The 13,056-nt window shown below is 67.9% G+C and carries 11 protein-coding genes; 6 read left to right on the plus strand and 5 right to left on the minus strand.

Annotation, left to right across the window (positions count from 1 at the left end):
- Positions 1–34 precede the first annotated feature (34 nt).
- Positions 35–1,057, plus strand: a complete 1,023-nt coding sequence (locus MHY30_RS03950) for a sugar-transfer associated ATP-grasp domain-containing protein (RefSeq protein ID WP_239275270.1) — start codon at positions 35–37, stop codon at positions 1,055–1,057.
- A gap of 66 nt (positions 1,058–1,123) precedes the next feature.
- Here MHY30_RS03950 and MHY30_RS03955 read toward each other — a convergent pair whose 3' ends face one another.
- From MHY30_RS03955 to MHY30_RS03965, 3 genes are all read right to left on the minus strand, one after another.
- Positions 1,124–1,822: a coenzyme F420-0:L-glutamate ligase gene (locus MHY30_RS03955; RefSeq protein WP_239275272.1), complete on the minus strand. Its 699-nt coding sequence runs from the start codon at positions 1,820–1,822 to the stop codon at positions 1,124–1,126.
- The gene (locus tag MHY30_RS03960) at positions 1,819–3,141 is read right to left on the minus strand and encodes an RNA polymerase sigma factor (RefSeq protein ID WP_239275274.1); all 1,323 of its coding nucleotides are present in this window, start codon (positions 3,139–3,141) and stop codon (positions 1,819–1,821) included. Before MHY30_RS03960 ends, MHY30_RS03955 begins: the two co-directional genes overlap by 4 nt.
- A gap of 294 nt (positions 3,142–3,435) precedes the next feature.
- The gene (locus MHY30_RS03965) at positions 3,436–4,362 is read right to left on the minus strand and encodes a proteasome assembly chaperone family protein (protein ID WP_239275276.1); all 927 of its coding nucleotides are present in this window, start codon (positions 4,360–4,362) and stop codon (positions 3,436–3,438) included.
- 85 nt (positions 4,363–4,447) lie between these two features.
- Between MHY30_RS03965 and MHY30_RS03970 the strand changes: the two genes are divergently transcribed.
- From MHY30_RS03970 to sucB, 3 genes are read left to right on the plus strand one after another with little or no spacing between them, the layout of a single operon-like run.
- Positions 4,448–5,914: a leucyl aminopeptidase gene (locus tag MHY30_RS03970; RefSeq protein ID WP_239275278.1), complete on the plus strand. Its 1,467-nt coding sequence runs from the start codon at positions 4,448–4,450 to the stop codon at positions 5,912–5,914.
- A complete protein-coding gene (gene lpdA, locus MHY30_RS03975) occupies positions 5,911–7,284 on the plus strand; it encodes a dihydrolipoyl dehydrogenase (protein WP_239275280.1) in 1,374 nt (457 codons plus the stop codon). Before MHY30_RS03970 ends, lpdA begins: the two co-directional genes overlap by 4 nt.
- Positions 7,285–7,338: 54 nt before the next feature.
- Positions 7,339–9,108, plus strand: a complete 1,770-nt coding sequence (gene sucB / locus MHY30_RS03980; RefSeq protein WP_239275282.1) for a 2-oxoglutarate dehydrogenase, E2 component, dihydrolipoamide succinyltransferase — start codon at positions 7,339–7,341, stop codon at positions 9,106–9,108.
- 17 nt (positions 9,109–9,125) lie between these two features.
- On the opposite strand, the gene MHY30_RS03985 is transcribed toward sucB, so the two are convergent.
- Positions 9,126–10,130 carry a hypothetical protein gene (locus MHY30_RS03985; RefSeq protein WP_239275284.1) on the minus strand — a complete coding sequence of 335 codons (1,005 nt, stop codon included), beginning with the start codon at positions 10,128–10,130 and terminating at the stop codon, positions 9,126–9,128.
- 119 nt (positions 10,131–10,249) lie between these two features.
- Between MHY30_RS03985 and MHY30_RS03990 the strand changes: the two genes are divergently transcribed.
- Positions 10,250–10,960 (plus strand): DUF4191 domain-containing protein, encoded by a 711-nt coding sequence (locus MHY30_RS03990; protein WP_239275286.1) that lies wholly within the window; start codon positions 10,250–10,252, stop codon positions 10,958–10,960.
- Between the two features lie 42 nt (positions 10,961–11,002).
- Here MHY30_RS03990 and MHY30_RS03995 read toward each other — a convergent pair whose 3' ends face one another.
- Complete coding sequence (locus tag MHY30_RS03995) at positions 11,003–11,461, minus strand: RDD family protein (RefSeq protein WP_374204584.1); 459 nt, start codon at positions 11,459–11,461, stop codon at positions 11,003–11,005.
- 101 nt (positions 11,462–11,562) lie between these two features.
- Between MHY30_RS03995 and glnA the strand changes: the two genes are divergently transcribed.
- Complete coding sequence (gene glnA / locus MHY30_RS04000) at positions 11,563–12,987, plus strand: type I glutamate--ammonia ligase (RefSeq protein ID WP_239275289.1); 1,425 nt, start codon at positions 11,563–11,565, stop codon at positions 12,985–12,987.
- The last annotated feature ends 69 nt before the right edge of the window (positions 12,988–13,056 follow it).

Raw genomic sequence — 13,056 nt, forward strand, 5'->3', positions numbered from 1 at the left:
ATCCGGGTCCCTCGTTCCCGACCCCGGAGCCTCAATGCCTCAGCAGGGTTTCTCCCTCGTCCCCCGCCTGCGCTACCTCGCCGGACGCGCCCGCCGCATCGACGTCGGCTCGGTCCTCGAGCGCGCAAAAGAGGCGTCGACGCAGCACGGCAAGTCGCTCCCCCTCGTGGTCGCCGACATGCTCTATCAAGCGGGCGTGAAGAACGTCGGATTCCAGGACTACATCGACTACGACTTCGCCATCCTGACCCCGGCGGAGCGGGCGACGTACATGACCCACCCGGTCTCGAACCAGATCTCGCAGAAGTACGACCACCCCGACTTCCGGTACATCTTCCAGGACAAGGTCGAGTTCGACCGTCGCTTCAGCGAGTTCCTCCGCCGCGACTGGATGGTCGTCGACGCCGACAACGCCGACGAGCTGCGGGCGTTCACCGAACGCCTCGGCACGATCGTTACGAAAGAGCCCGTCGGACAGGCCGGCACCGGCGTGCACCGGTATCACGCGGCCGAGATCGAGGACTGGACCGCCTTCCACCGCGGGCTGCTCGAGCGCGGCGAGGTTCTCGTCGAAGAGGTCATCCGCCAGCACGACGACCTCGCGGCCGTGTGCCCCGGCACGGTCAACACGACGCGCGTGACGGCCTTCTTCGACGGTGAGAAGACGCACATCCTCGCGATGGCGCAGAAGTTCGGCCGCGGCGCGGTGAGCGACCAGATGACCTTCGGCGGCTTCTACACGATGCTGGACGAGAACGGTCACGCCCTGGGCGCCGGCTACGACTCCCACGGTCATGTGCACGAGGTGCACCCCGACTCCGGCGTCCGAATCGGCGACTTCCAGCTGCCGTTGGTCGACGAGGTGAAGGCGTTCGTCGATCGCGTCGCCCGCGTCGTGCCGCAGGTGCAGTACGTCGGGTGGGACATCGTCGTCGGTCCGGACGGTCCCGTGCTCGTCGAGGGCAACTGGGGCGCCGGCGTCTATGAGAACAAGCCCAGCGTCACGGGCATCCGCACCGGACACAAGCCGCGTTATCGCGCCGCGATCGGGTTCTAACGACGCCGACCCCGGATGCCGAGAAGGCCCGCCCCGTGATCGGGGCGGGCCTTCTTGCGTTCGGTGTCAGGCGGGGCGGACGATGCCGAGCGGCGTCGACTCGTGTCCCTGGCCGAGCGGGTTGTCTTTGAGGATCGTGACGAGACGCTTCTCGCCGGCCTTGTCCATCGTGGACCCGAGGATGTTGCCGCCCAGGTCGTTGATGTCGACGACGGCGACTTCGAGGTCGATCCCGAGAAGCGCCTTCAGGCGCGCCGCGACCTCGCGAGGGCGCTCCGGCCCGAGCACCACGGCCTGGTTGTACGGCGGGATCGTGCCCTTGGTAGGGCCGTCGATCGCGCGGGCTTTGTCTCCCGCGATGCGGTAGAAGTCGCCCTTGCGCCCGAACGCCTTGGTCACGGCCGACACGGCAGCGGCGAACAGGATGCGCGGAGTTCCGCACTCACGGAGGGCCATCTCCATGGTCTCGGGCATGCCGAGGCCGATGCCGTACGGGGTCCGCGTGACGTACTTCGACAGGAAGAGCGCCAGCTTGCGGGGCTTGATCGAGTCGAGCTTGAACGAACGCCCTTGCGTGATCGCCACGATCTTTTCGGTGACGAACAGCAGGTCGCCCGGCTGAACGGCATCCTTCGCGTACTCGAGGATGAACGCGTCGAGGTCGTCGCCCGGCATGACGACCCGCGTGCGGATCGGGATGCGCGCGTACGTGCTGCCCTCGACGGTGACGGTGAGCGCCTTCCCGGCGTTGGCCTGCCCGCTCATTCGAGGTAGTCCCGGAGCGACTGCGAGCGGCTGGGATGCCGAAGCTTGGCCATCGTCTTCGACTCGATCTGGCGGATGCGCTCGCGCGTGACGCCGAAGGTGTCGCCGATCTGGTCGAGCGTCTTGGGCTGGCCGTCTCCGAGGCCGAAGCGCATGCGGATGACACCCGCCTCGCGCTCGCTGAGCGAATCCAGCAGCGACTCGAGCTGACGCTGCAGCATGGTGAAGCCCACCGCGTCGGCCGGCACGACCGCCTCGGTGTCTTCGATGAGATCGCCGAACTCGCTGTCGCCGTCCTCGCCCAGGGGGGTGTGCAGCGAGATGGGCTCGCGGCCGTACTTCTGCACCTCGATGACCTTTTCGGGGGTCATGTCGAGCTCGCGGCTGAGCTCTTCCGGGGTGGGTTCGCGACCCAGATCCTGCAGCATCTGCCGCTGAACGCGCGCGAGCTTGTTGATGACCTCGACCATGTGCACCGGGATGCGGATGGTGCGCGCCTGGTCGGCCATGGCGCGCGTGATGGCCTGACGGATCCACCAGGTGGCATACGTCGAGAACTTGAACCCCTTGGTGTAGTCGAACTTCTCGACGGCACGGATGAGACCCAGGTTCCCCTCCTGGATGAGGTCGAGGAACTGCATGCCGCGGCCGGTGTAACGCTTGGCGAGCGAGACCACGAGACGCAGGTTCGCGCCCAGGAGGTGGCTCTTCGCGCGCTGACCGTCGCGGGCGACCCACTGCAGGTCGAGACCGAGCTGGCTCGTCTTCTCGGCCGCGGACATGTTCGACAGCTTCTCTTCCGCGAACAGACCGGCCTCGATGCGCATCGCGAGCTCGACCTCTTCGGCAGCGTTCAGCAGCGGGACTTTACCGATCTGCTTGAGGTAGTCCTTGACCGGGTCGGCGGTCGCGCCGGTGATCTGCGTCGAGTAGACGGGGACGTCGTCCTCGTCGCTGGACGAGATGACGATCGCACCCGTGGGCAGCGCCTCGACGGGAGCGGCCGGGGTTTCGTCGTCGTCGTCGTCGCTGTCGTCATCCGACTTCTTGGCGGCGGGCTTGGCCGCCTCCTCCGTGTCGGCGTCGTCGTCGGTGTCGTCGGCGACCTCGATGTCTTCGTCGAGGTCTTCTTCGATGTCGTCCTCGTCGAGGTCGTCGTCGCCCTTGGCCTTCGCCTTGGACTTCGCGGGCGACGCCTTGCCCTTGGCGGGGGCTTTCTTGGCCGCGGTCTTCTTCGACGCGGTCGTGGTCTCCTCCGCGGTGTCGAGGTCGGTGTCCTTCTCACTGCGGGAGCGGGTCTTGGTGTTCGTGCCTGCCACGTTTCGCCTTTCACCGGGAACGTACGTTGCACGGCCGCCGGTCGTTCTCGGACACTAGTAAGACCCTTGTCAAGTCCGATCCTGTGGAGCGGGCTCCAGGTTCGGCCGACAACGGGTCAGGTTCTTCATTGTCTCACATCCGCGGCGCAGGACTTGACGTGCACCGGGTATCTATGCGTATGCAACGGTCGCGGGCGGGTGGGTATTCCTCCCGGCGAGGCGACTTGTCCGCTTCGCCCGCTGTCATGGCGCCATCAGCGCCTCGACCGCCGGCGTAGACGTGCCCGTTCGGCGTCAGCCGAGCCTTCCGCGACGGTCGTCGTCGCCCGGGCGCGTCGCGAGGAACCGTTCGAGTTCTGCTGCCAATTCATCCGCGCTGGGCAGATCGCCCGTATGGATGATCGGTGTCGCCTGAGTCGATCCGGCCATGTAGGCGTCGTAGCGCTCCTCGAGGCCCTGCAGCATGCGGGTCAGTTCGTCGCTGCCTTCGACCTGCTCGGTGACCTTGGCGATGAACTCGCGGTTCTCTTCGCGGAGGACCTCTCCCGAGAAGACCAGGCCGGTGGCGACCGTGAGGCTGTCGAGCGCGGCCAGCGCGGCGGCCGGATATTCGGTGTCGCCGAGATAGTGCGGAACGAGCAACGCGAAACCGGCGACCTTGGCGCCCGCTTCGGCGAAGCGGTACTCGAGCAGGTGCCCGACCGTCGAGGGCACGTGCGTGTGCGGGCGCCAGACCGAGTGGGCCTCGGCCAGGTCGGGGCGGGTGCCGCTGACCGTGGTGCCGATGGGCCGCGTGTGCGGGACGGGCATAGGGATCGCGTGCACCCACGTGACGGACGACGCCTGCAGTCCGGCGCTGAGCTCGAGCACGCTTTCGGCGAAGGCCTCCCAGAGGAAGTCGGGCTCGTAGCCCGTCAGCAGCAGGAACGGGTGTCCGAGGGAGTCGTGCGCCAGGGACAGCTCGAGCCGCGGAGGCCGGTAGTCCGTCAGGTGGTCCTCGACGAACGTGATGAGCGGACGACGGGCACGGTAGTCCAGAAGGACGTCGTTGTCGAAGACGACGACGGGATGGGGCTCGAGGTCATCGCGGAAGTACTCGACCAGGCGGGTGATGGCGCCGCCCGCGTCGGTGAAACCGGTCAGCGCGATCACGAGCGGCAACCCGGACGGCACCGGCGGCGCGGCAGGAGCGCGGTCGTACAGCGGTGCGGGGTAGGGCATGACTCCACTCTACGAGCCGGGTCGGACTCGGCGGCGGCGGTGCGTCCCGCTTCTAGCGAACATCCGCGAACCTAGGATGGACGCTATGCCTTTCCCCTCTGTGACGCACACCGATGTCCCCGTCCTCGACTCCGATGCCGACGCGATCCTCCTCGTGGTCGCGAAGTCCGACGCGACGACATCCGACCCGCAGGGATGGGACGGCCTGAACGCCGCGCTCGCCTCCGTCGGATTCACCGGTGCCGCCGGTTCGTTCCAGCGTGTGCACGTCCCCGGTGTCTCGCGGCCTGTGGCGGTGGCGGGCGCCGGTTTGTCTCCGGATGCCGCTGCTCTCCGCGACGCGGTCGGTACAGGCCTGCGGCAACTGACCGGGTTCGAGCACGTGGCGGTTCAGTCGCTGGTGGACGCGCCGTGGGCGCCGCTCGCGGAGGGTGCTGCTCTCGGCGGCTATCGCTTCGCCGGCTACAAGAGCGAGGCGCCCAAGGCACGGGCCTCCCGCGCGACGGTCTACGCCTCCGAGGCGCCCAGCGAAGCCGAGAGCACCGCCGTTGCGGCCGTCGCCGGGGCTGTCGCGCTGGTGAAGGACCTCGTGACGACACCGGCCGAGTGGTTGGGACCGGCTGATTTCGCCGACGCGGCGATCGAGGCTGTCGCCGACCTTCCCGTAAAGGTGACGGTGCTCGACGAAGAGGCGCTCACCGCAGGCGGCTATGGCGGCATTCTGGGTGTCGGTCAGGGATCCGACCGTCCGCCGCGCCTCGTCCACCTGGAGTACTCCCCCGCCGACGCCGAACGCCACGTCGCGCTGGTCGGTAAGGGCATCACGTTCGACACCGGTGGGCTGTCGCTGAAGCCCGCGGCATCCATGGTCGGCATGAAGTACGACATGTGCGGGGCGGCAACGGTGCTCGCGGTCCTGCGCGCTGCGGCGGAGATGGCGCTGCCGGTCCGTGTCAGTGCGTGGCTGTGCATCGCCGACAACATGCCGTCGGGTCGTGCGACCCGCCCGGGCGACGTGCTGCGCATGCTGGACGGGACGACCGTCGAGGTGCTGAACACCGACGCGGAAGGTCGTCTGGTGCTGGCCGACGGGCTCGTGGCGGCGAGCCGCGAGAACCCCGATCTCATCGTCGATGTCGCCACGCTCACGGGGGCGATCACCGTAGCCCTCGGCAACCGCCACACGGGAGTGATGGGCGCAGACGAAGCGGTCGCCGAGTATCTGTCCGCCGCGGGACGCGTGGCTGAACTGGCGTGGCAGCTGCCCCTGCCCGCGCACATGGTCGACGAGCTGGACTCCCCGATCGCGGATCTCCAGAACGCGAAGATCGGCGACCCCGCGGGCGGTTCCCTGTTCGCGGGGCTCTTCCTCCAGCACTTCGTCGGACGCGTGTCCGACGAAGCGGACGCACCACGGATCCCGTGGGTACACCTCGACATCGCCGGTGTCGGCATGAACAAGGGTGCTCCGTATGGATTCACCGACAAGGGTGTGACCGGCGCGACCGTGCGTTCGCTCGTGGAGTTGATCTCGGCGGGGAGCACGCGGTGACCGACCACCGCGCCGACGTCGTCGTCCTCGGCGGAGGCAGCGGCGGGTACGCGGCTGCCTTGCGTCTGGCCGAACTCGGAAAAGACGTCGTGCTCATCGAGAAGGACAAACTCGGCGGCACCTGCTTGCACCGCGGATGCATCCCGACGAAGGCGTTGCTGCACGCGGCCGAAGTCGCCGACGCCGCGCGCGGAGCCGCGGACATCGGTGTGCGGGCCTCGCTCGACGGCATCGATCCGCTGAAGGTCCGGACCTATCGCGAGGGCATCGTCGCGAAGAAGTTCAAGGGCCTCGAGGGCCTCATCGCGGCGCGGGGCATCCGGGTGGTCTCGGGCACGGGCGTGCTCGAGCCGGGCCCGGCCGTCCGTGTCGGAGAAGACCTCTACCGCGGGGACGACGTCATTCTCGCGACCGGTTCGTACAGCCGAACGCTCCCCGGTCTCGAGACGGGGGGACGCGTGCTCACCAGCGAGCACGCGCTGGAACTCGATGTCATTCCCGAGCGGGTCGTCGTTCTCGGCGGCGGCGTGATCGGCGTCGAATTCGCGAGCGTGTGGCGATCGTTCGGCGTCGAGGTGACGATCGTCGAGGCGCTTCCGCACCTCCTGCCCGCGGAGGACGTCTCGTCGAGCAAGGCGCTCGAACGGGCCTTCCGCAAGCGCGGTATCGGGTTCCACCTCGGACGACGGTTCCAGACGCTCGCTCAGACGGATGACGCCGTCTCCGTCACCCTCGACGACGGCACGGTTCTCGACGCGGACTTCGTGCTCGTCGCGGTGGGACGCGGGCCCGCCACTGCGGCCATGGGGTTCGAGGAGTCCGGCGTCCGCCTCGAGCGCGGGTTCGTCCACACCGATGATCGACTCCGCACGACGGCCGCCCACGTCTGGGCTGTCGGCGACATCGTCGCCGGGTTGCAGCTCGCTCACCGCGGCTTCCAGCAGGGGATCTTCGTGGCCGAACAGATCGCGGGTCTCGCTCCGGTTCTCGTCCCCGACATTGATGTTCCGCGCGTGGCCTACTCCCACCCCGAGGTCGCCTCGGTCGGGCTGACCGAGCTGCAGGCGAAGGACCGCTACGGCGCTGACGCCGTCCTCGCATACGAGTACAACTTGGCCGGCAACGGCCGCAGTGAGATCATCGGGACCTCGGGCATCGTCAAGATCGTCCGCCGCGTCGACGGTCCTGTCGTCGGCGCGCATCTCGTGGGCGACCGGGTGGGCGAATTGATCACCGAAGCGCAGCTCGCCGTCGGGTGGGAAGCGCACCCCGAGGACATCGCGCCGTTCGTTCACGCCCACCCCACTCAGAGCGAAGCGCTGGGCGAGGCGTTCTTGGCACTCGCCGGCAAGCCCCTGCACGCACTCTGATCCCCCAGCCGTCACTAAGCTAGACACCGCATCCGGTACGAAGGAGACATATCCATGAGCACTTCCGTCGTCCTCCCCGCTCTCGGCGAGAGCGTGACCGAGGGAACGGTCACCCGCTGGCTCAAGCAGGTCGGTGACACTGTCCAGGAGGACGAAGGTCTGCTGGAGATCTCGACCGACAAGGTCGACACCGAGATCCCCTCGCCCGTCTCGGGCGTGATCGAAGAGATCCTCGTTCAGGAGGACGAGACCGTCGAGGTCGGCGCCATCCTGGCCAAGATCGGCGACGGCTCCGGAGCCCCGTCCTCGGACGACGCGCCCGAAGCAGCTCCCGCCGAGGCCGCTCCGGCGCCGACGGAGGACGCCCCCGCTGAGGCGGCTCCGGCCGAAGAAGCCCCCGCCGACGACGCCCCTGCCGCGCAGGCAGCTCCGGCTTCCGGCGCCTCTGACGACTCCACCGAGGTCACGCTGCCCGAGCTGGGAGAGAGCGTCACCGAGGGTACGGTCACCCGCTGGCTCAAGGCCGTGGGCGACGATGTCGCGGTCGACGAGCCCCTGCTCGAGATCTCGACCGACAAGGTCGACACCGAGATCCCCTCGCCCGTGGCAGGAACCCTCCAGGAGATCCTCGTTCAGGAGGATGAGACGGTCGCGGTGGGCTCTGCCCTCGCTCGCATCGGTAGCGGCGCTTCGGCACCCGCCGAAGCACAGCCCGCTCCCGCGATCGAGGACAAGCCGATCCAGCAGCCTCAGCCGAACGAGGTGCCGCAGGAGCCCGCCGCCGCAGAGCAGCCGGCCGAGCAGCCGGCTCCCGCCGCGGAGAAGCCGGCCGAGCAGCCCGCTCCCGCCGAGCAGAAGCCGGTCGCTGCAGAAGCGAAGCCCGCTGCTCCGGCCGCCGGCGGCGAAGAGGTCACCTACGTCACGCCGCTCGTGCGCCGCCTGGCGCAGCAGCAGGGCGTCGACCTGTCGACGGTCAAGGGCAGCGGCGTCGGAGGCCGGATCCGCAAGGAGGACGTGCTCAAGGCCGCGGAAGCCGCGAAGGCCGCTCCTGCCGCCGCGTCCGCCCCGTCTGAGGCTGCGGCCCCCGCTGCTCCGGTCGAGGTGTCGCCGCTGCGCGGTACCACGCAGAAGATGTCGCGCCTGCGCAAGGTCATCGCCGAGCGGGCCGTCGCTTCGATGCAGGGCACGGCGCAGCTGACGACGGTCGTCGAGGTCGATGTGACCAAGGTCGCCGCCCTCCGCGATCGTGTGAAGGGCGAATTCCAGCAGAAGACGGGCGACAAGCTGTCGTTCCTGCCCTTCTTCGCTCTCGCGGCCGTCGAGGCGCTCAAGACGTACCCGATCATCAACTCGACGGTCGAGGGCGACGAGATCATCTACCCGGCGCAAGAGAACGTCGCGATCGCCGTTGACACCGAACGCGGTCTGCTGACGCCCGTCGTGAAGGACGCCGGCGACAAGAACATCGCCCAGCTTGCCCGCGAGATCGCCGACCTCGCCGCGCGTACGCGTGACAACAAGCTCAAGCCCGACGAGCTCGCGGGCGGGACGTTCACGCTGACCAACACGGGTTCGCGCGGCGCGCTGTTCGACACGCCCATCGTGTTCCTGCCGCAGTCGGCCATCCTCGGCCTCGGCGCGGTCGTGAAGAAGCCCGGCGTGGTCTCGGTCGATGGCAAGGATGCGATCTCGGTCCGCTCCTACGTCTACCTGGCGCTCTCGTACGACCACCGCATCATCGACGGCGCGGACGCTGCGCGGTTCCTCGGCGCGGTCAAGACCCGCCTCGAGGCGGCGCAGTTCGAGGGAGACCTCGGCATCTGATCGCCGTCGACTCCGGCTCATGATGGCTGGTCCGCAACGTCTTCGACGGAGCGGACCAGCCATCGGTCTTTCTCCCGGATCAGGGTGACGTATTGCCGACGATCAGATCCGGTGAGGCGAACCACGGCGAGCCCTCCGAAGTCGTCGATGACATCGAGCTCCGACTCGCGGGGATCGAGCGGTGTGGGCTCTATCGCGTTCGAAGCGTGCTCTAGGAAAGAGGAGGCGCACGCCTCGTCCGTGCAGTCGGCGAGCGACTGCAGGACGGTCGACGCTGCTACGCGCACGTCGGGTTCGCTCGAGGGCGACGGCGGAGCCGGCGACTCCGCGCCGGGCGCCGGGCTCGGACGGAGAGACGGACTCGCCCCCGATGCCGGGGGCGAAGACTGCACCGCCGTCGGGGCGGGCGATGTCGACGATGTGCTGCTCGCCGAGTCGCTCTGCGGCGTCGTGACTGTGAACCCCACCACCGCGACGGCGGTGGCGACTGTTCCGCAGACCACAGCGATGCGCTGCGTCCGCCTCTGTCCCATCGCCGCGCGCACGCCGTCGATCAGAGTCGTGGCGTCAGCATCGATGGGCCGTTGGCCCGGTGCCTGTGGTGCGTCGGTTCGGACAGGCGTAAGCGGGCCCAGCACGACGGGCTGAGGCTCCACCACGGCCAGGAGCCGCGCCTCCAACGCGTCCCACGTGCGCGGCGGAGTGGTGAGAACACCGTCGCGCAGGCGGACGAAGCCGGGCTGGACATCCGCGTGGACGAGGCGTGCCAGCTGATCCAACACGGCGACCGTCGCCGACAGGAGGTCATCGCCGTCGGGATCATCGACGAGGACCGGTCGGCCCTCCGCCGTGAGGTGCCACTGTGCCCGAGCGGCGCGCGACGGCGCGGCGCCGCATCCGCGCAGCACCCCGATCGCCAGCGTCGCGGCTTCTCCCGCCGTGAGGACGAGAGCGCTACGTCGCCGCCTGTCCAGGTATCCGACGACGGTGCCGACCGTGGTGTCGAGGGGGCGAGTGCGCATGAGTCGATGGTTTCGAATCGACAACGCCGTCATCGGTTCCTCCGCCGGAATTCGGGAGGGGAACGTGATTCGCCCGGGTGGGGAGGAGGCGTGCCGGACGCGAAGATAGAATCGTTCCCATGGCCGCTCGCACCTCCACCCCCGAGAAGCGTCCGGGATTCTTCTCCCAGCTTCGCACCCTGTACACCTTCACGCAGAAGGAGTACCGCTGGCTCCCCTTCGTGTTGGCCGGCATCGTCCTCGCGGGTATCGGTCTCGGCGTCCTCATCGGATTCCTCATCCCGCCGGTTGCCGTGTGGAGCGTCATCCTGTGGGGTGTCACGGGTCTCCTGGCCGGCATCCTGATCGCGATGATCGTCATGACGCGCCTGTCGACTCGGGCCATGTACCGCAAGATCGACGGGATGCCCGGCGCCACCGGTCACGTGCTGACATCATCGCTCGGCCGCAACTGGCAGGCGTCGGAGACTCCGATCGGCGTCAACCCGCGCACGCAGGAGGCCGTCTACCGCGCCATCGGCCGTGGCGGTGTCGTCCTCATCGGCGAGGGGTCGCGCACGCGGTTGTCCCGCCTCGTCAACGAAGAGCGCGCGCGTGTGCAGCGCGTCGCCGCGGGCGTCCCGGTGACGGTTCTGTACGTGGGCCACGGCGACGACGAGGTCCAGATCAAGGATCTGGCTTCCACCATCAAGTCGCTGCCGAAGAAGGTCGACCGCACGACCCAGGCTGCGGTGATCAAGCGCGTTTCGTCCGTGTCGCAGGGCTTGTCGTCGCTTCCCATCCCGAAGGGCGTGGACCCGACGAAGATGCGCGCTCCGCGCCCCCGCTGATTCCGCAAGAACGGCCCCGCTCCGGCGGGGCCGTTTCGCTTCTCAGCGTCGAACCAACACTGTGCCGACCGCTTTGTCGTGGAGCCCCCGCTGGTCGGCATCCCACACCACGGCGGGAATGATGAGCCCGAGCAGCAGCGTGCGCACGATCGGGCGCCAGATCCCCACCCATCCCCCGGATGCCAGCTCCAGACGCATGCCTAGGAGTCGATGCCCGGGGCTCCCGCCGATGAGCGGGATGAAAACGATCTGGACCAGGAAGAAGATGAGGTTCGTCGCGATCGGGTTCGCGAACGGAACACCGGTCACCGGGTCGGGGGTGGAGAAGAAGGCATACCCGATGAGCCCGGCGGACGCGACGTCCACCAGGAGCGCCGCGATGCGTCGGCCTGGGCGGGCGATGGAGCCCCGCCCCTCGCGGGGAAGGCCGAGCCGCTGGCCCGGGTACTCGTTATCGGCGGGGACGGTCACTCCTCCAGCGTAATCGGGGCTGCGTAACATGCCCGAAACACGCGAGATATCGCCGAGACACCGGTTCTGTATAGGGTCGAGGAGGCTGGCCGAGGCCGGTCGATCCCGAATGTTCTACCTCTGGAGTCTTCATGTTCAAAGATTCGTCCGAGGTGCTGAAGTTCATCCAGGACGAGGACGTCAAGTTCCTCGACATCCGTTTCACGGACCTTCCTGGTGTGCAGCAGCACTTCAACATCCCCGCCTCGACCGTCGACGAGGAGTTCTTCACCGTCGGACAGCTGTTCGATGGCTCGTCGATCCGCGGGTTCGCGAACATCCACGAGTCGGACATGCAGCTCATCCCCGACGTGACGACGGCGTACCTCGACCCGTTCCGCGAGGCGAAGACCCTCATCATGGTCTTCGACATCTACAACCCGCGCAACGGCGAGATCTACTCGAAGGACCCGCGTCAGGTCGCCAAGAAGGCCGAGAAGTACCTCGCCTCCACGGGTATTGCCGACACGGCGTACTTCGCTCCCGAGGCCGAGTTCTACATCTTCGACGACGTCCGCTACGAGGTGAAGCAGAACTCCAGCTTCTACTCGGTGGACTCCGAAGAAGGCGCGTGGAACACCGGTCGTGAGGAAGAGGGCGGGAACCTCGCCAACAAGACCCCCTACAAGGGCGGCTACTTCCCCGTCTCCCCGGTCGACAAGCAGGCTGACCTGCGCGACGACATCAGCCTCAAGCTCATCGAGGCCGGTCTCATCCTCGAGCGTGCACACCACGAGGTGGGCACCGGTGGCCAGGCCGAGATCAACTACCGCTTCGACACGATGGTGCACGCGGCCGACGACATCCTGAAGTTCAAGTACATCGTCAAGAACACCGCCAACGAGTGGGGCAAGGTCGCCACCTTCATGCCGAAGCCGCTCTTCGGCGACAACGGTTCGGGCATGCACACGCACCAGTCGCTGTGGAACGACGGCAAGCCGCTGTTCTACGACGAGACCGGCTACGGCGGTCTGTCCGACATCGCGCGTTGGTACATCGGCGGCATCCTGGCTCACGCCCCCGCCGTGCTCGCCTTCACCAACCCGACCCTCAACAGCTACCACCGCCTGGTGAAGGGCTTCGAGGCTCCGGTCAACCTGGTGTACTCGGCCGGTAACCGCTCGGCGGCCATCCGTATCCCGATCACGGGCACGAACCCGAAGGCGAAGCGCATCGAGTTCCGTGCTCCGGATGCCTCGGGCAACCCGTACCTGGCCTTCGCGGCGCAGCTGATGGCCGGTATCGACGGCATCAAGAACCGCATCGAGCCGCACGAGCCCGTCGACAAGGACCTCTACGAGCTCCCGGCCGAAGAGGCGAAGAACATCCCGCAGGTTCCGAACTCGCTGCTCGACTCGCTCGAGGCCCTGCGCGCCGACCACGAGTTCCTCCTCGCCGGTGGCGTGTTCACGCAGGAGCTCATCGACACCTGGATCGAGTACAAGATCGAGAACGAGATCCAGCCGATCGCTCAGCGCCCGCACCCCTTCGAGTACGAGCTGTACTTCGGGGTCTGATCGCCTGATCCTCCACGACGAAGCCCGTCCCCGCCGTTTTGCGGGGGCGGGCTTCGTCGTTCCGTGGCG

This window comes from Microbacterium sp. ACRRU, assembly GCF_022346945.1.
GTDB classification, from domain to species: Bacteria; Actinomycetota; Actinomycetes; order Actinomycetales; family Microbacteriaceae; genus Microbacterium; species Microbacterium mcarthurae.

What these genes read in the sequence shown, in the direction of transcription:
- MHY30_RS03950 (WP_239275270.1), top strand. Translation starts at nt 35, where the DNA reads ATGCCTCAGCAGGGTTTCTCCCTCGTCCCCCGCCTGCGCTACCTCGCC.
- MHY30_RS03955 (WP_239275272.1), bottom strand. Translation starts at nt 1,822, where the DNA reads ATGAGCGGGCAGGCCAACGCCGGGAAGGCGCTCACCGTCACCGTCGAG.
- MHY30_RS03965 (WP_239275276.1), bottom strand. Translation starts at nt 4,362, where the DNA reads ATGCCCTACCCCGCACCGCTGTACGACCGCGCTCCTGCCGCGCCGCCG.
- MHY30_RS03970 (WP_239275278.1), top strand. Translation starts at nt 4,448, where the DNA reads ATGCCTTTCCCCTCTGTGACGCACACCGATGTCCCCGTCCTCGACTCC.
- sucB (WP_239275282.1), top strand. Translation starts at nt 7,339, where the DNA reads ATGAGCACTTCCGTCGTCCTCCCCGCTCTCGGCGAGAGCGTGACCGAG.
- MHY30_RS03985 (WP_239275284.1), bottom strand. Translation starts at nt 10,130, where the DNA reads ATGCGCACTCGCCCCCTCGACACCACGGTCGGCACCGTCGTCGGATAC.
- MHY30_RS03990 (WP_239275286.1), top strand. Translation starts at nt 10,250, where the DNA reads ATGGCCGCTCGCACCTCCACCCCCGAGAAGCGTCCGGGATTCTTCTCC.
- MHY30_RS03995 (WP_374204584.1), bottom strand. Translation starts at nt 11,461, where the DNA reads ATGTTACGCAGCCCCGATTACGCTGGAGGAGTGACCGTCCCCGCCGAT.
- glnA (WP_239275289.1), top strand. Translation starts at nt 11,563, where the DNA reads ATGTTCAAAGATTCGTCCGAGGTGCTGAAGTTCATCCAGGACGAGGAC.